This window comes from Streptomyces sp. JNUCC 63 (assembly GCF_054366325.1).
The window spans coordinates 3723191-3742268 of record NZ_CM135963.1 but is presented as its reverse complement, the minus strand read 5'-3'; the positions used below and the strand labels follow the sequence as shown (position 1 = coordinate 3742268).

Annotated in this window: 15 protein-coding genes, 1 tRNA gene, 1 other RNA gene and 2 pseudogenes; 14 read left to right on the top strand and 5 right to left on the bottom strand. The window is 71.4% G+C overall.

The annotated features are described in order from the left end of the window. Positions 1 to 510: 510 nt before the first annotated feature. Positions 511 to 1398: a prohibitin family protein gene (locus ACX25U_RS17095; protein WP_454393028.1), complete on the bottom strand. Its 888-nt coding sequence runs from the start codon at positions 1396 to 1398 to the stop codon at positions 511 to 513. A 248-nt stretch (positions 1399 to 1646) separates the two neighbouring features. Between ACX25U_RS17095 and ACX25U_RS17090 the strand changes: the two genes are divergently transcribed. Next, a complete protein-coding gene (locus ACX25U_RS17090; protein ID WP_454394327.1) occupies positions 1647 to 1895 on the top strand; it encodes a relaxase domain-containing protein in 249 nt (82 codons plus the stop codon). Positions 1896 to 3206: 1311 nt separating this feature from the next. On the opposite strand, the gene ACX25U_RS17085 is transcribed toward ACX25U_RS17090, so the two are convergent. The 3 genes and pseudogenes from ACX25U_RS17085 to ACX25U_RS17075 form a co-directional block, all read right to left on the bottom strand. Beyond that, on the bottom strand, positions 3207 to 3836 hold the full coding sequence (locus ACX25U_RS17085) for a hypothetical protein (protein WP_454393026.1): 630 nt from the start codon (positions 3834 to 3836) through the stop codon (positions 3207 to 3209). A gap of 931 nt (positions 3837 to 4767) precedes the next feature. Next, positions 4768 to 5331, bottom strand: coding sequence for a GNAT family N-acetyltransferase (locus ACX25U_RS17080; RefSeq protein WP_454393024.1), 564 nt, complete (start codon positions 5329 to 5331; stop codon positions 4768 to 4770). After that, a pseudogene (locus ACX25U_RS17075) lies at positions 5328 to 6041 on the bottom strand (GntR family transcriptional regulator); the annotation flags it as partial. The pseudogene ACX25U_RS17075 and the gene ACX25U_RS17080, both read right to left, overlap by 4 nt. 46 nt (positions 6042 to 6087) lie before the next feature. Between ACX25U_RS17075 and ACX25U_RS17070 the strand changes: the two are divergent. From ACX25U_RS17070 to ACX25U_RS17035, 8 genes and pseudogenes are all read left to right on the top strand, one after another. Further along, positions 6088 to 7428 (top strand): FtsK/SpoIIIE domain-containing protein, encoded by a 1341-nt coding sequence (locus ACX25U_RS17070; RefSeq protein WP_454393022.1) that lies wholly within the window; start codon positions 6088 to 6090, stop codon positions 7426 to 7428. Between the two features lie 13 nt (positions 7429 to 7441). Beyond that, a complete protein-coding gene (locus ACX25U_RS17065) occupies positions 7442 to 8113 on the top strand; it encodes a DUF2637 domain-containing protein (protein ID WP_454393020.1) in 672 nt (223 codons plus the stop codon). A gap of 20 nt (positions 8114 to 8133) precedes the next feature. After that, positions 8134 to 8319 carry a mobile element transfer protein gene (locus ACX25U_RS17060; protein WP_454393018.1) on the top strand — a complete coding sequence of 62 codons (186 nt, stop codon included), beginning with the start codon at positions 8134 to 8136 and terminating at the stop codon, positions 8317 to 8319. 15 nt (positions 8320 to 8334) lie between these two features. Then, positions 8335 to 8658, top strand: a complete 324-nt coding sequence (locus ACX25U_RS17055; protein ID WP_454393016.1) for a SpdD protein — start codon at positions 8335 to 8337, stop codon at positions 8656 to 8658. Between the two features lie 93 nt (positions 8659 to 8751). Next, positions 8752 to 8934 carry a hypothetical protein gene (locus ACX25U_RS17050; protein ID WP_454394326.1) on the top strand — a complete coding sequence of 61 codons (183 nt, stop codon included), beginning with the start codon at positions 8752 to 8754 and terminating at the stop codon, positions 8932 to 8934. A gap of 228 nt (positions 8935 to 9162) precedes the next feature. Further along, positions 9163 to 9558, top strand: a pseudogene (locus tag ACX25U_RS17045) (replication initiator); the annotation flags it as partial. After that, positions 9555 to 9767, top strand: coding sequence for an excisionase family DNA-binding protein (locus ACX25U_RS17040; protein WP_454393014.1), 213 nt, complete (start codon positions 9555 to 9557; stop codon positions 9765 to 9767). The pseudogene ACX25U_RS17045 and the gene ACX25U_RS17040, both read left to right, overlap by 4 nt. A 10-nt stretch (positions 9768 to 9777) precedes the next feature. Further along, the gene (locus ACX25U_RS17035) at positions 9778 to 11016 is read left to right on the top strand and encodes a tyrosine-type recombinase/integrase (protein ID WP_454393012.1); all 1239 of its coding nucleotides are present in this window, start codon (positions 9778 to 9780) and stop codon (positions 11014 to 11016) included. An 80-nt stretch (positions 11017 to 11096) separates the two neighbouring features. Here the strand turns inward: ACX25U_RS17035 and ACX25U_RS17030 are convergent. Continuing rightward, positions 11097 to 11181, bottom strand: a tRNA-Ser gene (locus tag ACX25U_RS17030). Between the two features lie 72 nt (positions 11182 to 11253). On the opposite strand from ACX25U_RS17030, the gene ffs reads away from it, so the two are divergent. The 5 genes from ffs (at position 11254) to ACX25U_RS17005 (ending at position 19011) form a co-directional block, all read left to right on the top strand. Then, positions 11254 to 11352: signal recognition particle sRNA small type (gene ffs / locus ACX25U_RS17025), an RNA gene on the top strand. 61 nt (positions 11353 to 11413) lie between these two features. Next, positions 11414 to 13687: a DNA polymerase III subunit gamma and tau gene (locus ACX25U_RS17020; RefSeq protein WP_454393011.1), complete on the top strand. Its 2274-nt coding sequence runs from the start codon at positions 11414 to 11416 to the stop codon at positions 13685 to 13687. Between the two features lie 116 nt (positions 13688 to 13803). Beyond that, on the top strand, positions 13804 to 15057 hold the full coding sequence (gene purD / locus ACX25U_RS17015) for a phosphoribosylamine--glycine ligase (RefSeq protein WP_454393009.1): 1254 nt from the start codon (positions 13804 to 13806) through the stop codon (positions 15055 to 15057). A 421-nt stretch (positions 15058 to 15478) separates the two neighbouring features. Next, a complete protein-coding gene (locus tag ACX25U_RS17010) occupies positions 15479 to 17305 on the top strand; it encodes a hypothetical protein (RefSeq protein ID WP_454394324.1) in 1827 nt (608 codons plus the stop codon). A 212-nt stretch (positions 17306 to 17517) separates the two neighbouring features. Further along, the gene (locus ACX25U_RS17005; RefSeq protein WP_454393007.1) at positions 17518 to 19011 is read left to right on the top strand and encodes a N,N-dimethylformamidase beta subunit family domain-containing protein; all 1494 of its coding nucleotides are present in this window, start codon (positions 17518 to 17520) and stop codon (positions 19009 to 19011) included. Positions 19012 to 19078 lie beyond the last annotated feature (67 nt).

Genomic DNA, 19078 nt, shown 5'->3' with positions numbered 1-19078 from the left:
GCCGGTACACGCACATCACGGGGACGATGCCGCGGAAGGTCGCGCAGCAGGTCGGAGACGCGCTCCGGGAGCCGCCCGGCGCGGGCCGGAGAGCCGACTGGGGCGGAGACTGGGACGGAGACTGGGACGGACGCCAGAGGGCCGGGCCACTTTCGTGGTCCGGCCCTCTGGGGCGGCGGAGGGTACGGGATCCGAACTCGTGAGGGGTTGTCCCCGACACGCTTTCCAAGTCTTCGTCCGGGTATGCGGGGGTGTGCGGGGGTGTACGGGGGTGTTCGTGACCGTTCTGACCTGCGGGCAATATGTGCGGGTGAGGTCGGCGGTAGCCCCACGTACGCCAGGACCCGGCGGGGCGGTGCCCTGCCATGCCGTTTGACCGCACGCCACCCCGACCGCGGATTGCTTGACGCCACCCGGGACGATCTCGGGTGCGGCTGGGCCCGGGAACAGGTTCACCGGGTGTGCCCGTGCGAGCCGAGTGCGATGCGCCGGCTCGGCCGGCAAGAAGAATCAGTTCCGGCCGCCGCCGTTCACGATGACCGGGGTGCCGTTGCCCGAGCCGCAGGGCACGGCGTAGACCGGGTTCTCCTTGGACGCTTCCCTGTACGCGTCGATGCACTGGTTCATCAGAACCTTGTCGGTCAGAGAGTCGTTGAGGATCTTGTTGGCGCGGGCGATGCCCTCGGCTTCGATCTTGCGGCGCTTGGCCTCCTCTTCCGCCGTGCGGGTCGCCTCGGCGGCCCGCTCGGTGGCCTCCTTTTGCTGGATCTTGCGGTCGATCTGCTTCTGGAGGGCGTCCGAAGGCTTGACGTTGCGCAGGTTCACGGCGGTGATGTCGATACCGCGGGGCGCGAGTCGCTCCTTGATCAACTCACCGATCTCCGCGTTGATCTTCTCCCGGGCCGAGGCGTAGCCCTGCTCGCTGGTGTAGCGGGCGAAGACGTTCCGGACGATCTCCCGGCTGTCCGGGTAGACCAGCCGCTGCTGAATGGCTTCCTCGCTCCCTGCCAGCCGGTACAGCTCCCCCGCCTTGTCCGGGGTGACCGCCCACTTCACGGTCAACTCCGCGTACATCACACCGCCCTGGGAGGACCGCACCTCGACGACGTCCCTGTCGGAGAGGTTGAGGTCGACCGGACGGGTGGAGAAGGGCGTGACATCGGTGAACGGCGCCTTCAGATGCATCCCGGACGTCATCGGCGCACCCACTTTGCCGAACGTCACCGGCACGCCGACCTCGTAGGCGCCGACGACGTACACGCTGCTGGCGATGCCGCAGAGCACGCTGCCGAGCAGTGCGGCGCCGGCACCCAGCCGAAGCCGGAACGAGTTCTGGGCACGGGCGACGAAGTACATCACCACGGCGGCGAGAACGAGCAGGCATGACAGTACGAGCACGGTGACTCCCCCCTGAGAGACCCTGAGCGATGCCCCCGGCACCGCTCGCCAGTGGAGGATATGGCATCCGAAGTGCGGAGAGATCAGCGGGCGTTCGCAAGCGGCGTCACTGCCACGGCGCCGGCCTGCGTGCTGTTGTCCAGCACCTGCGTCGGCATCCTTCGCCAGAAGGTCACCGGCGAAGCCCTGCGCCGCACTGACATCCGCACTGACATCCGCCCTGCGCCCGACGAGCCCGCCACCGGCACATCGCGATTGCCGACCTCGACTTGTGTGAGGACGGGAAGTGGCGCTCGACCGCGAACTCCGGCAACGACCCGCACGCCCACACCGGCGCCGCGGACGCCTGCTTCAAGGCCCGGGACCGCTCCTTGCCGTACGAGCGGTTCGGCGTACGGCGCGAGCGGAACGAGCGCACCGGGGTCTGGGAAATCGTGGGCATCCCCGCCGAGCTTCGCGATGCCTTCTCGCACCGGGTCGCCCTCGTCGACGCATGAGGACTGTCGGCGTTCCTCGTGGTGCCGGCGTCGCGTTGCCCGGCGATGAACTGCGACCAAGGAACGACGAAGGCCCCGACCGCTGAGCGCTCGGGACCTTCGCCTGCCCTGGCGGGCGGCTGCGGAGGATACGAGATTCGAACTCGTGAGGGGTTGCCCCCAACACGCTTTCCAACTGTGTTGGCGGGGTGGTGAGCCTCGTACAGGATCGCGTCCCGCCAGGTGGTGTAGCCGATCAAGTACTCGGAATGCGCAGGTCGCCGCCGCATCGATGCGGTTCAGGGGCCACCCATGGCGCTGACAGCAGGTCAACCGCGCGCGATGCGGGAGCCGTGTCCCATGGGGTGGCCGGCGTGCGGCTTACCGGAACGCGTCGAGCAAGGTCGCTTACACCACGAGGCGGGACACAACCTCGTACAGGGTCGTTCACCTGTATTCATGGCTGACCGGGTGCCGGGACGAGCCTCGCTCACGGCCCGGGCTGAACGGCCCTGTACGGGGCTGAATGAGACGGGAACCGAGACGGCCCGCCGGTGACTGGGCCGTCTCGTGAGCTGCATGACCTTCTGATCCGTAGCTCTATGTGGATCGGTCGGAGGCGGTCATACCGGTCGCGCTACGGCCTTACGAGGTCGCCGCCGGGCGGGGCCGGTTGCTGTGCTTCGCTGCTGTACCGCCACCGGCTTCGCCCACGTCCCGCAAATCCCTCGGTGGAGGGTTCCGGTCCCACGAGCGGGCCGAGCGCCGTCAGAGACGGCCCGGCGGCTGCCGCTGGACCAGCCTGCCCTTCCTGCCGAGCGAGTCACCCAGGGACCTGAATACACGGCCCAGCCGCTCCTCCGCCTCCGCCGGCGTTCCGGGATGGGCGCGCCAGCTGCGATGTGCTCGCGAGAACGCCAGACCCTGAACCCGGTCTTTATGGGCGGTGAGGGGTTCGCCGACGGGCCAGCGGGTGAACGTGTCCCACAGCCGCACCGCTTCGTCGTCCGGTCCCGAGCATCCCGACACGCTCACCACCTGGCACCAGTTGGCCGACTGGCGGGGGAACGAGGGGGATGTGTCCGGTCATGCCGTGGAAGGTGGACTGGCGGTCGTCGCCGGGGTGAGGATGGCGTAGCAGGCGCGTGATCTGTCGGACAATGGTCTGGCGTGGATGTTCCGAGAAGGGATGTCCTTGGGCCGGGGTCCGGACGAGAATCCCGGCCCGATTACGGCGGGCCGGGATCCTGTGTTGTGCGCCTGGCCGGAGGGCGCCGGCCCGATTACGGCGGGCGGGGGTTCTCCAGCATGCGCATCACGCGGTTGCCGATTTTAGTCTTCGTCGAATCCGTCGAATCCGTCGAATCCGCCCTTCTCGTGGTGGTGGCGCTTGATGACGCGGAAGCTGCCGACGACTCCGTTCTTGACCTTCAGGCCGTCCTCCATCTCCTCGTGGTGCTTCTTGTGGTGCTCGCCCTTCTCGCAGTTCTCGTCCTCGTCCTTGAACTTCGGGCGGACGTTGTTGGCCTCGCTGTGGGGGCCGACGGTGGCGATGGGGGCACCGTTGTCGCAGGTGACGCCGCGGAAGAACTCGACGGTGTCGCGGCTGTCGTTACGGATGTTGAAGCTGTTGGCGCCCAGGCCGCTCACCACGGTGATGCAGCCGTCCGGGCGGGCGGAGAACGACCGCTCGTTGATGAAGATCCGGCCCACCCTGTGGTGGCGCTCCTTCTTCTCGTGGCCGCGCTCGCCGCGCTCGCCGCGCTCGCCACCCTCGCCGCCGCGTTCGCCGCCCTCGTTGCCCATGGGTGCCTGGGCGGGAACGGGCGCCTGCTGGACGACGGCCGGGGCCGTCTGGGGTGCCGACGCGGGGGCGGCCGTGGCGTAGGTGATGCCGGTCGCGGTCAGGGCCGCGGCGGCCGCCACGGCCGCAGTGATGGCGGAGGAACGGGTCATGATCATGTCGTTTTTGCTCCTTCTCTGAGAAGCCGGCTTCAACAGCCGACGTGTGACTGAACGTACTGACGACCCCCAGAGACGTCATTTCGGGCATATCGGAAAAGCTGGCGCCGAAGGGCCGAACGGGGCACTCTCCATTTGCTGATGGAGCGTCAAATGACCCAATAGAAAAGGCGAATCGATGATCGATTAGGCCTTCAAGGTGATCTCTGACGCCTGCTCACCCATGCGGCAGCGAGTCACCTGGAACCGCCGGCGCGATGAGCCCGGGCGTACCGGGACAGGCGGGTCACAGACCGGATCACGGCAGCCACCCTGCCCCGCCAGGGCCTTGTGTCCATGACGTCCGCCATCCGGCGTAGACCGGGCCGCCGTGCTGCGGTCAGGGGGCCGGCTTCGAGATCTGGCCTCATCCTTGTCAGGCCGATCACGGGGAGTCGGCGGACGTGACCTTGCCGATCCCGCCGTCGGTCACTGCATACGCCCCCTGCACCCACCACTCACCCCAGCTCCCATCCCGTCTGCCGTCGACCCACACACTGTGGAGCGGGCGTGGTTCCTGGCGTCCAGGTGGAGCGCGCCACTGTACGAACGACCTGGACGCCATGGGCCGCGTCTGCTCGGCTCTGCCTGGGTCGACGGCGGACGGGATGGGAGCTCCCCGCGCACGCCACTACGGACCCGCAGTCGGAAGCGGCGCCCCCTCCATCCCGGTGCCGGCCGATCCCCCGCCGGAGGCATTGCCTTGACCGTGGGCCGCGCTCTGCGGTGCTCGACTCATGGCCACCGGCCCTATCCACATGTGGGCGCGCGTCGGCGCAGCGTGCGCGGAGCGGGCCGAAGGCAGGAGCGCAGCGCGCAGCGGAGCCGGGAAGCGCGCCCGGCGGAGCGGAGCGCAGCCGGGGCTTGATGAGGTAGAGAAACCTGTAACAGCTCAGGCGCGTAGTGGCTCGGGGCTTGCTGCCTCGTCGGTGAATCCGTGCTCGGTTCGACGGGTTGGGCGTTGGGCAAGCCAGCCTGAGACACGCGGGCCGCCGTTGACGGCATTGCCTTCGAGGACGGTCCTCACGTATTGGAAGCCCTGGTCCAGGTAGTACCGCTGCAACCGGTCATTGGTGGTCCATGCGTCGAGTCGCAGCCACTTCGCCCCGACGCGGTACGCTCGATCGCCGGCCCAATCGAGAAGCCTGCCCCCGAGGTTCTGGCCTGCGTAGTCGCGCGACACCGTCAACTTGTTGACGAACATGGACGGTTCGCTGAGCTCCTCGGCGGACCACAACCCCTCCTCGGCCTCCGGTGTAAGCGTGATGGTGACGGTGGTGCACCCTCCATCCCTCAGCATGAAGACGGTTCCGACCTCGATGGTCGCCAAGAGGCGGTCTGCCGGGTACGGCCGACTCCACTGGTCGCTGCCCAGCTTGCTGATCCACTCCGCCGCTTCCTTCCGGAAGCTCAGCAACTGGTCAAGGTCTGCCGGCGTGGCACTCGTGATTCTCACTTGGCGTCGTTCTCGTTCCGGGCGGACAGGTCGCCGATCTCGTAGTTCATGCGGTTCAAGTCGCCGCGGAAGGTCGTGACCGTGCACCGCACGGGACGTTCAGTCGTGTAGCCCGTGCGCGTCCAGAGCAGAACCGGGACTCCGGGGCCAATCTCCAAGAGGCGTGCCTCTTCTGGCGTGGGCATCCGGGTGGCGATCTCATCCGCGTACCCGACTTGCTCAATGCCCAGGCTGGTGAGGTAGCGGGTGGTGCCCTCGTCGATATCGCCCGGCTCGGCGAGACGCGGCGCCTCTTGGACCAGCCAATCCGGGTAGTGCGTCGCCTGGGTCGACCACGGCGCATCGTCCACGAAGCGATGGCAGAACCGCAGTACGGAGCGCGTTCCCGGCTCGACCTTCAACCGCTCGGCGATGTACTCGGGTGCTTTCGTCAGTTCCACCCGGAACGTCTGGTGCGGTCGTCGGCCGGCGTTCGTCACGTCCGTCGAGTACGCGTCGTCGTTCTGCGGGAAGTCCAAGTTCTCGAAGCGGGAAGCGTTCAGCTCGAACACCTCGTGCTTCCGCACCTCGTAGCCCAGGCCCTGGCTCGACGTGATGAGCCCCTGGCTCACCAACAGACTCAACCCTGATCGGACGGTGTTCCGCGAGAGGTTGAAGCGAGCGGACAAGTCCGCTTCTGACGGCAGCCGGTCCCCAGGGCCAGAAGCGCCACGGGATCTCGTTCCGCGCGGTCGCGATCACCTCGGCGGCCTGACCATGACCGACCTGACGATGTGGCTGGAGGCCACGGGCGCTCTGGCGGGGGCCGGCGGTCTGGGCTACGCGAGGGTGCGCGCGCCGCGCGTGTACTGGTCGCTGGTCGGGCTGCCGGTCACCGGGGGCCGGTTCACGATCACCTACCGCTCCACGATGGACGTGTGCGGGCTGACGGTGCAGCCCTCGCGGCTGCGGGCGTTCCTCGCGCGGAACATCGCCCGGCGGGAGGTGTTGCCGGTCCCGCCGAAGGTGCGCCGAGTTCGGGGCACGTCGACCGGGCTGCGGGTGACCCTGCGGCTCCAGGCCGGTCTGGAGCCGGCGGACCTGGTGGCCGCCTCGGAGCGGCTGCGGCACGCCTGGGGCGTGCACTCAGTGACCATCGCGGAGACCAAGCCGGGGTACGTCGAGCTGCGCATGACCGGCTATGACGTGCTGTTCCGGGTGAAGATGCCGCGCGGGGCGCGCCCTGACGGGCTGGCGGTGCCGGTGGCGCTGCGGGAGGACGGCACCGCGTTCGTCCGCGACTACCGCAAGGTGCCCATGGCGCTGACGCTGGGCGCGAACAACTCGGGCAAGTCCGTGTACCAGCGGAACCTGATCAGCGGGTTGGCGCGGCTGCCGGTGGCGCTGGTCGGGATCGACTGCAAGCGCGGCGTGGAACAGAAGGCGTACGCGCCCCGGCTGTCGGCGCTGGCCACCACGCCGGACGATGCCGCCTCGCTGCTGGACGTGCTGGTGGCGGAGATGGAATCCCGCTTCGACCTGCTCAGCGCGCGCGACGTCTCCGACGTGTGGGAGCTGCCCGAAGGGTTACGGCCGGTGCCGGTCGTCGTCCTGGTCGACGAGGCGGCCGAACTGTTCCTCATCGCCTCCAGGAAGGACGAGGAGCGGCGGGAACGGATCGTCACCGCGCTGATCCGGCTGGCGCAGATGGCCCGCGCGGTCGGCATCCACCTGGAGGTGTGCGGGCAGCGCTTCGGCTCCGAGCCGGGCAAGGGCGCGACCATGCTGCGCGCCCAGCTCACCGGCCGGGTCGTGCACCGCGTCAACGACAAACAGACCGCCGAAATGGGCCTCGCGGATGTGGCCCCGGACGCGGTCGTGGCTGCCGGCCTGATCCCCGCAGAACGTCCGGGAACGGCGGTCGCCGCCGACTCCTCCGGGGGCTGGGCGAAGATCCGCACGCCGCACACCTCCCGCGATGAGGCCGTGGCGGTGTGTCGGGAGTCCGCCCACCTCGTCCCGGACTTCCCCACCCTGGACCCGTTCCGCCCGCACGTGCCCACCGACGCCCCGGCCCCGGGAGTGTCCCTGGTCAAGCCGCTGCCCGTCACGGACTAGGGGAGTGATCGCCGTGACCCGCTCGCTCCGCCTCGATGCCGTCCTCATCCAAGCCGTGATCGCCGGTGCCCTGTCCTTCGCGCACCTGTACGACCTGGCTGCGGCGGCCGGGCAGTCCGGATGGAAGGCGTGGGCCTACCCGGTCTCGGTCGACCTGCTGATGGTCGCCGCCTGGCGTCGGCTGCGCGCCGGCCGGGACCGCTCCGCCTGGACCTGGTTCACCATCGCCCTGGCGGCCTCGCTCGGCGCCAACGTCGCCACGGCCGGGCTGCTCGACCTGCACCACGTGCCCGCCTGGCTGCGCATCCTCGTCGCCTGCTGGCCCGCCCTCGCCTTCCTCGGCGGCACCCTCCTGGTCCACGCCCCCACCCCGACCCCGGCCACGCCGGACCTGGAACCGGTGCCGGATGACGAACCAGCGGCGCCGGAAGTCGAGATGCACCGCACCGACACACCCGACCCGGTCCCGGTCCCTGCCCCGGCGGCGGAACTGGATCCGGCACCGGCCAAGCCGCCCGCCACTGGTCCGGCGGTCCCGCCGGCACTGCTCGACCACGCCCGGTCGATCGCCGACGCACACCGGAACACCACGGGCGAGCCGATCACCGCCGACGCGCTCACCGCCCGGCTCGGCCTGCCCGTCCCGACCTGCCAAGCGATCGCCGAACAACTCCAACTGATCTGACACCGAAGGAGGTTGATCCGATGCGCCCGAACCGCTTCTACAACGTGATCCAGCTCGGGCCGGTCAAGGTCGGCACCTACAACAACGGCCGTGGCCAGACCAGACACACCGCCGCCTGCACCGCTCCCGGCTGCGGCTTCTCCACCGAGCACCGCGACCGGTCGGCCGCCGAACTCGCCGCCCGTACCCACCGCTGCAACCCCTGACAGGAGGAAGAACCCGTGTTCGTTCCGAAGTACCCGCCCCCGGACACCGCCCCCGCCGTCCCGGCCCCGGCACCCGCGACCGACGCCCCGGCCACGACCACGCCGGCCCCGGTCCCCGCCTCGGCCCCGGCTCCGGTGGTTCCGGCCTCGAACCGGCCCACTGTCCAGCTCACACCGGGCAGCGCGCTCGCCCTCGCGGCCGGCGGCGGCGCCGTCGTCCTCGTCGTCGGCGCGGTCCTGGTCTCCATGCTCCTGGCCGTCGCCATCACCGGCGTCTCCGTCGCCCTGGTCGCCAGCGTCCTGCGCCTGCTCGTGAAGGACATGCACAACCACCGCTGAACGGCCCCCGGAGCGGCATCCGTCGCCAAACATCCGCCGCTCCGGGCGCCTTCCCACCTTCCAGATCCAACGGACCCGAAAGGCAAACCCATGATGCCCCAGCACGCCCCGACCGCGCGGATCTGCCGCGACTGCGACGGCTTCGCCACCGTCGCCATCACCACAGGCACCCGCCACCACGACGGCACCCGCGCCACCGTCCGCGTCGCCTGCCCGGCCTGCCATGGCACCGGCCGCACCGTCCCCGCCGCCGGCCTCGTCCGCGCCGGGAGGTGACCGCCACGTGAGGACGCTCACCACCTCTGCCCACCTGGAGCCGGACACCACCGCCCGGGTGACCGTGTTCGACCCCACGCCCGAGGACGAAGGCTTCGTCAGCCTGCGCATCGGGGGAGAGTTCGTCGACCTCGCGCTGATCGCCCGTCCGGGCACGGCCGACGCCCTGCGCGCCCTGGCTCGCGCCGCCGGGGAAGCCGCCTCGGCCCTCGACCGGATCGCCGAGACCTCCTCGGCGTGCCCGACCACCCCCGGCGGCTCATCGAGGCGTGCCTCGACCTGCACCCGCTCTACCCGGACCGCAAGCTCCGCGACTGGGCCCACATGCTCGGCTTCCGCGGCCACTTCTCCACCAAGTCCCGCCGCTACTCCACCACCCTCGGCGCCCTCCGCCAGACCCGCGCCGACTACCGCGCCGACCAGCAACGCGCCGCCCTCGGCCTGCCCGACCCCGACGACGAGGAAGCGACCACACTCACCCTCGCCCACTGGGCCTACGCCGGCCACGGCCACACCCCCGGCGAATCCTGGCTCGCCGCCAACATCCGCCGGGACATCCAGCAAAACCGCGAAATCGCCCACGAAGCCCTCCACGACCTCGACGACGAAGGGACATGGCAGTGAACGGATCTCAAGACGTTGACCCCACGCTGATTCTGCTGACCGTCGAGGAGGCGGCCCGGCGGCTCCGCATCGGGCGTACGACGTGCTTCCGGCTCGTCCTGGCCGGAGAGATTGAGTCGGTGATGGTCGGAAGGCTGCGCCGGGTTCCTGTCGACGCTGTGCCCGCCTACGTGGCCAAACTGCGTCACCGTCCCGCCGATGCGGCCTGAGGGGGACGGCATGGCAGAGAGGAAGCGCACCCGCCAGCCCAACGGCGCCTCGTCGATCTACCTCGGCAAGGACGGGAAATGGCACGGCAGGGTGACGGTCGGCGTCCGTGATGATGGCAAGCCCGACCGCCGCCACATCGAGCGGAAGACCAAGGCAGAGGTCACCAGAGCTGTTCGCGAGATAGAACGGGCGCGGGACGCCAAGAAACTCCGGAAGCCTGGGCAGAGCTGGACCCTGCAGAGCTGGCTTGAGCACTGGGTCGAGAACATCGCCAAGCCGTACGTCTCCGAGAACACGTACGCCGGGTACGAGGTCGACGTCCGCGTGCACCTCGTGCCCGGCCTGGGCGCCCACAAGCTCGACCGTCTGGAGCCCGAGCATCTGGAGCGCTTCTACCGGAAGATGCAGGAGTCCGGGGGTTCCGCCGGCACCGCCCACCACGTTCACCGCACTGTCCGGACTGCCCTCGGGGAAGCCGTGCGGCGCGGGCACGTCCCGACCAATGCGGCTGAGATCGCCAAAGCTCCGCGGCTCGAAGAAGAGGACATCGAGCCGTACACGATCGAAGAGGTTCAGAGCCTGCTCGTGGAGGCGGCCAAGCTCCGCAACAGCGCTCGTTGGGTTGTCGCCCTGGCGCTGGGTCTTCGGCAGGGGGAAGCGCTCGGGCTGCACTGGGAAGACGTCGACTTGGAGGCGGGGTACGTCCGTATCCGCAAGAACCGGCTGCGGCCCAAGTACGCGCACGGCTGTGGTGACGATCCGTGCGGCCGGAAGGCCGGGTACTGCCCCAAGCGCGAGCAGATCCGCCGCGAGCATAAGAGCACCAAGTCGCGTGCCGGGCGGCGCACGGTCGGTCTGCCCGATCCGCTGATCAAGCTGTTGCGCCAGCACCAGGAGGAGCAGGAGAAGGAGCGGGTGGAGGCCGGCACCGACTGGGAGGGCAAGGGGTACGTCTTCGCCTCACCGACCGGCGGGCCGCTGAGCCCGAACACCGACTATCACGTCTGGAAGCGGCTGCTTCGGGACGCGGGCGTACGGGACGGCCGTCTGCATGACGCACGTCATACCGCCGCGACCGTGCTCCTGATCCTTGACGTCCCGGATGTCGTGGTCGACGCGATCATGGGTTGGGAGCCTGGGGGAGCGGCGCGGATGCGGGCTCGGTACATGCACGTGACCGGGCCGATGCTCCGGAAGGTCGCGCAGCAAGTCGGAGGTGCGCTCTGGGAGCCGCCGGAAGCCGACTGAGACGGAAACTGAGACGGAGTACGACGAAGGCCCCGACCGGCGAACGGTCGGGGCCTTGCGTCTGCCCTGCTGGGCGACTGCGGAGGATACGAGATTCGAACTCGTGAGGGGTTGCCCCCAACACGCTTTCCAAGCGTGCGCCCTAGGCCTCTAGGCGAATCCTCCGCCGGAAACATTACATGACCGAGAGGAGTGCTCGCGAACTCGTTCCCCGCCGCCGGCATCGGGTAGGCTTCTCGCAGCCCCTCACGCGGCGCTATCTGACTGAACTCCCCCAGGGCCGGAAGGCAGCAAGGGTAGGTTGGCTCTGGCGGGTGCGTGGGGGGCGCTTGCGTTCCAAGAGGGCTCGCGTCCGTGGGCGGGCCGGTTGTCAGTGGGCGCCTATAACCTCGTAGGCGTGTCGTCTCTCGCGCTGTACCGCCGCTATCGCCCGGAGTCGTTCGCCGAGGTCATCGGGCAGGAGCATGTCACCGACCCGCTGCAGCAGGCGCTGCGGAACAACCGGGTCAATCACGCGTACCTGTTCAGCGGCCCGCGCGGGTGCGGCAAGACGACCAGCGCGCGCATCCTCGCCCGGTGCCTGAACTGCGAGAAGGGGCCGGCTCCCACGCCCTGCGGTGAGTGCGATTCCTGCCGTGACCTGGCCAGGAACGGGCCGGGTTCCATTGATGTCATCGAGATCGACGCTGCTTCGCACGGCGGTGTGGACGATGCCCGTGACCTGCGGGAGAAGGCCTTCTTCGGGCCGGCGCGCAGCCGGTACAAGATCTACATCATCGACGAGGCCCACATGGTCACGTCGGCCGGTTTCAACGCGCTGCTCAAGGTGGTCGAGGAGCCACCGGAGCACCTGAAGTTCATCTTCGCGACCACCGAGCCCGAGAAGGTCATCGGGACCATCCGGTCGCGGACCCATCACTATCCCTTCCGGCTGGTCCCGCCGGGGACCCTGCGCGACTACCTCGGTGAGGTGTGCCAGAAGGAGGACATCCCGGTCGAGGAGGGAGTCCTTCCGCTGGTCGTGCGGGCCGGTGCCGGGTCCGTGCGTGACTCCATGTCCGTCATGGACCAGCTGCTCGCCGGCGCGAGGGAGGAGGGCGTGACCTATGCCATGGCCACCTCGCTCCTCGGGTACACCGACGGCTCGCTGCTCGACTCCGTCGTCGAGGCCTTCGCCTCCGGGGACGGCTCCGGCGCCTTCGAGGTCGTCGACCGCGTCATCGAGGGCGGCAACGACCCTCGCCGGTTCGTCGCCGACCTGCTGGAGCGGCTGCGGGACCTGGTGATCCTGGCCGCCGTTCCGGACGCCGCCGAGAAGGGGCTCATCGACGCCCCCGCCGATGTCGTCGAGCGGATGCAGGCCCAGGCCCGGTCCTTCGGCGCCGCCGAGCTGAGCCGCGCGGCCGACCTCGTCAACGAGGGGCTGACCGAGATGCGCGGCGCCACCTCGCCCCGCCTCCAGCTCGAGCTGATCTGTGCCCGCGTGCTGCTGCCCGCGGCTTACGGCGACGAGCGGTCGGTGATGGCCCGCCTCGACCGGCTCGAGCGGGGTGTGAGCTTTTCCACGGGGGCCGGGGCGCCTGCGATGGGGTACGCGCCGGGGCCGGAGGCCCATGGCGGCCCGGTGGGCGGCCCGATGAGCGGTGGTGGCGCGGCTGCGCCTGTTCCGGCGGCTGCGCCTGTTCCGGCGGCTCCGGTGGTGCCGCCGGGCGGCGGGGCCGCGGCCGCGCGAGCTGCCGTACGGACCCCGGGAGCACCGGGCGGGCCCGGTCCCGCCGGGGCGGCGGCTCCCGCGCCCCCTGCGGCCGCCGTTCCGCCGCATGGCGGCGCGGCGGACCCCGGTGGCGCCTCCGCGCCGGCCGCGGCTCCCACGGGGGCGCCTGCCGCCGCCGCGCCGGGTGCCTGGCCCACCGCGGCCGCCGCGGGCAGTGGACGACGGCCCGGCGGCTGGCCCACCGCGGCGGCGCCCGGCGGCGGGCCGGCTCCGGCCGCCCCGGCCCCCGCGCGGTCTGCCGCTCCGGCAGCCCCGCCCGGCTCGCCCGCGTCCCCGGCCCCCGCGGCCGGCGGGCTCGACCCGCGGTCGCTGTGGCCCAACATCCTCGAAGCCGTGAAGAACCGCCGCCGCTTCACCTGGATCCTGCTCAGCCAGAACGCCCAGGTGACGAGCTTCGACGGCACCACCCTCCAGCTCGGCTTCGTCAACGCCGGCGCCCGCGACAACTTCGCGAGCAGCGGCAGCGAGGACGTGCTGCGCCAGGCGCTGGCCGAGCAGTTCCACGTGCAGTGGAAGATCGAGGCGATCGTCGACCCGACGGGCGGCGGCTCCGCATCTCCGGCGGCCGGTGGATACGGCGGAGGCTCCGGCGGCTTCGGTGGCGGATACGGCAGCGGCGGTGGTGGCGGTGGTACGGCCGCGCCGCGTACGCCGGCTCCTCAGCCCACGGCCTCGGCGCCCGCGTCCACCCCGTCCCCGCCGTCGGCCGCAGCCGTTCCCACGCCCGCCGCGGCCCCGCCGCCACGGCCCTCCGCCTTCGAGCCGGCTCCCGTCGCCCCCGAGGACGACATCCCCGAGGACGACGACCCGGACCTCGACGAGTCGGCTCTCTCCGGTCACGAACTGATCGTGCGGGAGCTGGGCGCGACAGTGGTGGAGGAGTACACGACCGAGTAGCGGCGCCGCGGCCACCGCCGTTCCCGCCCGTCTCGGAGGAACGTACAAGTGCGTTGCTCCCACCCCCTCGGCAACCCGCACAAAGCACCTCGGGCCGCTGCCGTTAGGCTGACCTCGTGAAGGTCCTCGTCATCGGCAGCGGCGCCCGCGAGCACGCCCTGTGCCGTTCCCTGTCCCTCGACCCCGCCGTCACCGCGCTGCACTGCGGGCCCGGCAACGCCGGCATCGCCGAGGTCGCCAAGCTGCACCAGGTCGACGCCCTCGACGGCGCGGCCGTGTCCGCGCTGGCCGCGGAGCTGGGTGCCGACCTCGTGGTCGTCGGCCCCGAGGCGCCGCTGGTCGCCGGGGTCGCCGACGCCGTGCGCGAGGCGGGCATCCCGGTGTTCGGCCCCTCCAAGGAGGCCGCGCGGCTGGAGGGCTCCAAGGCCTTCGCCAAGGACGTGATGGCCGCGGCCGGTGTGCCCACGGCTCGGTCGTACGTCTGTACGACGGCGGAGGAGGTCGCCGCGGCCCTCGACGCCTTCGGCGCGCCGTACGTCGTCAAGGACGACGGGCTCGCCGCCGGCAAGGGCGTCGTCGTCACCGGTGACGCGGACGCGGCCAGGGCACACGCGGAGGCTTGTGAGCGTGTGGTGATCGAGGAGTACCTCGACGGTCCCGAGGTCTCCCTCTTCGCCGTCACCGACGGCGAGACCGTCGTGCCGCTCCAGCCGGCCCAGGACTTCAAGCGGGCGCTCGACAACGACGAGGGTCCGAACACCGGCGGCATGGGCGCGTACTCCCCGCTGCCCTGGGCCGACCCCAAGCTCGTGGACGAGGTTCTGCGGACGGTGCTGCAGCCCACGGTCGACGAGATGCGGCGCCGGGGGACCCCGTTCTCCGGTCTGCTCTACGCCGGGCTCGCGATCACCGGCCGGGGCGTCCGCGTGATCGAGTTCAACGCCCGCTTCGGCGACCCCGAGACCCAGGTGGTCCTCGCCCGCCTCCAGACCCCGCTGGCCGGTGTCCTGATGGCCGCGGCCACCGGCAACCTCGCCCACCTCGAGTCGCTGCGGTGGAGCGACGATGCGGCCGTCACCGTGGTCGTCGCCTCGCAGAACTATCCCGGCACCCCGCGCACCGGCGACCCGATCACTGGTCTGGGGGAGGTCGCCGCGCAGGACGCCCCGCACGCGTACGTACTGCACGCCGGCACCCGGCGTGACGGCGACACCGTCCTGAGCGCGGGCGGCCGTGTGCTGTCCGTCACGGCGACCGGCAAGGACCTCACCGAGGCCCGCGACCGTGCGTACACCGCCGTCTCCCGCATCCGTCTCGAAGGCTCCCAGCACCGCTCGGACATCGCGGCGAGCGCGGCGGCGAAGGCGTAACGCGGCACCTGCCGCGTGCCGGGTCGACGCGGCTTCTCGACGGGGCGGTGTCCGCTCCTGGCGGCGGGGCGCCTGTGCCCGGCGGCGCGGCGCACGTGCCCCGGCCTCCCCGGGCCCGGCCCGAGAGCCCGGCGGCCCCCTCTCCCCGCACCCCCGCTCCCTCCGCAGAGGCTCCGTGCAGGCCCCGGACCCGATCCGGGTCCTGATCCGTTGCCGTGTGTCGGTCTGCTTTGACCAAAGCCATTCCATCGAGTGACCAATGGGCCATCCGGCTGACGTGGGCCGGAGCCCCAACTAGGGTGCGGCGCAGGCGGTCCGGCACTTGGCCCATCGGCATTGCGATGTCAGTGGCGGGTGCCACAGTGGGGGAGTGAGCAACACCAGGACAGTCGGGAGGGGGTGACGTCCGGTCGTGACCGGTATGGGTGTGATGGAGGTCGGTGCGCGGACCGCGCGCTCCCGGGCCCTCGCCGTGCTGCGTGTCCGCAGCCGGGCGCTGGCCGTCGCCCTGCTGCCCGCCGCCCTCGCCGTGATCCTGCTCGCCGGCGGCTCCGCCGGTCATCTCCTGGGCCGGGGCTGGGACCTCGCCCGCTGGGTGGTGAGCGCCGTCGCGGTCGTCGTCCTGCTCCTGGCCGCCGGTATCGGACTGGTCGTTGCCCGTGCCCGCCCCGCCATGACCCCCACCGTTCCGATACCGGAGGAGTCGGCCCCGGACCTGTACCGCCTGGTGCGCGACCTCGCCGATCGTCTGGACGTGCCCGCCCCGTCCGCCATAGCGCTCACCCCGGACTGCGACAGCTGGCTGGAGGACCGTACGCACCCGGCGCACGGCCCTCCCCCACGGGAGGACCCCGACGAGCCGGATGCCCTGCGCGGCCCGGCCCCGGCCCGTCCGCGCCGTACGGCGGCGCCCGTCCTCGTCATCGGCTCACCGTTCCTGTGGTGGATGCGCGTCGGTGAGCTGCGGGCCGTGCTCGCCCCGGTCGTCGCCGGTACGGGACCCTCGGCGCAGCCGGACATAGCCGCGGCCCGTCGTTTCGTCCGTGGTCTGGACGCGGCGGTGGCCGTCGCCTCCACGTCCGGCCGCTGCCCCCTGTCCCGCTCGGTGTGCGCCGGCCTCGGCTGGACGGCCCGGCTGCTGCTGCGCGGCTGCCGGGAGCACGCGGCCGAGATGGAGCGCGGCGTGGCGGCCGCGGCCGCCGAGCGTGCACAGGCTGTGGACTACGGGCTCAGGATCGTCGCCCAGGAGCAGGTGGGCCTGGCGTACGCGGGCTGGGACCGGCTGCTGACCCGGGTCGCGCTCCCCGCCTGGCGCATGGGCCGCTGGCCCTCCCGGCTGGACGCGGGTGTCGTCGCGGCGCTCACCGAGCTGTCCCGCCGCGACCGCCTGGCCGAGGGCTTCGCCTCCCGGCTCGGCGAGCGCCCCGCCTGCGACCTGCTCGAGGAGCCCGGCGTCGTCGACGAGGCCGCCTCGCTGCTGGCCGCACGGCTCTTCCACGGCGGCCCGGCCGAGCGCGGCCCCGGCTGGTCCCCGGTGGACTGGCGGGAGTATCCGGACGAGGTCGTCGACCGGAAGTGGCGTACCGACGCCGCCCGTCTCCACCGCGTTCTGGACACCCTGGGCGTCCGCCAGTCCGCCGGGCCCGCCGCCGATCCGCACGGACCGACCCTGGCCCGGGTCCTGGAGCACCTGTCCGCTCCGTCACCCGCATCGCCCTCCCCCAAGCTCTCCGAGCAGGGGGAACCCTCAGTCGACGACGGCGCCGGCCCCGCCCCGTCCGCCCTGGCCTCTCCGGCGACCGCCCCCGCCGCACCGGACGAAGAAGCCGGCCTCGGCGTCGAGCGCGGCGCCGCCCTCGTGGCGGGCCTCAGCGCCGAACTGGCCCGCGAGGAGGCCGCCGCCCCGCCGGTGCGCCCGGCGCCGGCGTCGGACACCGACCGGCTCCCCGCCACACCCGAATGGGACGAAGGCTCGCTGCCCCTCTTCCCGCTCGAACCGCCCCGCACCGGCCGGGAACTGCTCGCCGACCACGTCACCGCGATGGTGTGCTGCGCCGCGATGGACACCGCGGGCGCCATCCCGGGCCTCGACTGGCTCGACGGTCCCGCCCTCCTGATCAACGGCGAGAGAGCCGCCGACCTCGGCACCAAGGTCCTCGCCCTGGTCGAAAACGGCGATCCGGCACCGTTGCGGACCTGGCTGATCGACTCGGGCATACGTCCGGAAAAACCGGTACGACTGGTCTGACCTGCGTCGATGCCGAGCCCACCACCGCGTTACCGGATCCCCCGCTTCCACTTTCGGCCAATTCACAACGAATAGTGACAGCATGCGTGCGTAATGTGATGTGCTGGGACCGCCGACACGCGTGGCAAACGCGTCCGACATACGACAGCCACCGACAGACCCGCACCGCCGCACGACAGATCACGGGGGCACGGCAAGGGAGGGGAACGGCCATGGGATCGGAGCAGATCCGCCGCTGGGAGTCGGGAGCGCTCGCGCACGCCGTGACGGACCCCTTCGGCCAGGGCCCCGTCCCCTGGCTGCGCGGCAGCGAGACGTACTTCGACGACACCGGCCACGTGGTCCCCTGGTACGTCGACCCGCCTCCGCAGACCCCGCCCGGCACTCCCCGCGTCCCCGCCCCCCGCGCCTCCGACGGCAGCCCCCGCTCGGCCGACGACGTCCATCGGCAGATCAAGGGCTTCGCCTCCACCGGCGCCGTGGCACCCGGCGAGGCGATCGACTTCCACATCACGGTCGACCCGCCCCAGCAGTTCGGCGTCGACGTCTACCGCATCGGCCACTACGGCGGCGACGGCGCTGCCAAGATCACCACCAGCCCGCGCCTGTCCGGTATCGTCCAGCCCCCGCCGCTGACCGCCGACCGCACGGTCTCCTGCCACCACTGGTGGCTGTCCTGGCGGCTGCAGGTCCCGTCGTACTGGAGCATCGGCGCGTACGTCGCCGTCCTGACCACCGCCGACGGTTACCGTTCCCACATCCCGTTCACCGTCCGCGACAACCACCCGGCGGACCTGCTCCTGCTCCTGCCCGACGTCACCTGGCAGGCCTACAACCTCTACCCGGAGGACGGCCACACCGGCGCCAGCCTCTACCACGCCTGGGACGAGAACGGCCGCCTGCTCGGCGAGGCCGACGCCGCCACCACGGTCTCCTTCGACCGGCCGTACGCGGGCGCGGGCCTGCCCCTGCACGTCGGCCACGCCTACGACTTCGTCCGCTGGGCCGAGCGCTACGGCTACGACCTCGCCTACGCCGACGCCCGCGACCTGCACGCCGGGCGCGTCGACCCCACCCGCTACCGCGGCCTGGTCTTCCCCGGCCACGACGAGTACTGGTCGGTCAGCATGCGCCGCACCGTCGAGCTCGCCCGCGAGCACGGCACGTCGCTGGTGTTCCTGTCCGCCAACACCATGTACTGGCAGGTGGAGCTGGGCCCCTCCCCGTCCGGCGTCCCCGACCGCCTGCTGACCTGCCGCAAGCGCAAGGGTCCCGGCCGGCCGGTGCTGTGGCGGGAGATCGACCGCCCCGAGCAGCAACTCGTCGGCATCCAGTACGCCGGCCGCGTCCCCGAGCCGCACCCGCTGATCGTCCGCAACGCCGACCACTGGCTGTGGGAGGCGACCGGGGCGGAGGAGGGCGAGGAGATCGCGGGCCTGGTCGCGGGCGAGGCGGACCGTTACTTCCCGCGCACCCCGCTGCCCGAGCACCAGGACCGCATCCTGCTCGCGCACTCCCCGTACACCGACAGCGAGGGGGCCATGCGCCACCAGGAGACGTCCCTGTACCGAGCCCCCTCCGGCGCCCTGGTCTTCGCCTCCGGCACCTTCGCCTGGTCCCCGGCCCTGGACCGCCCCGGCCACGTCGACGCCCGTGTCCAGCGCGCCACCGCCAACCTCCTCGACCGCATCTGCAAACGCGACTGACCCGCTGTCCTCGCCTTCTGCCCCATACGGGAGAATCGAGGCATTGGACAGAACCACGGGGAGGAAC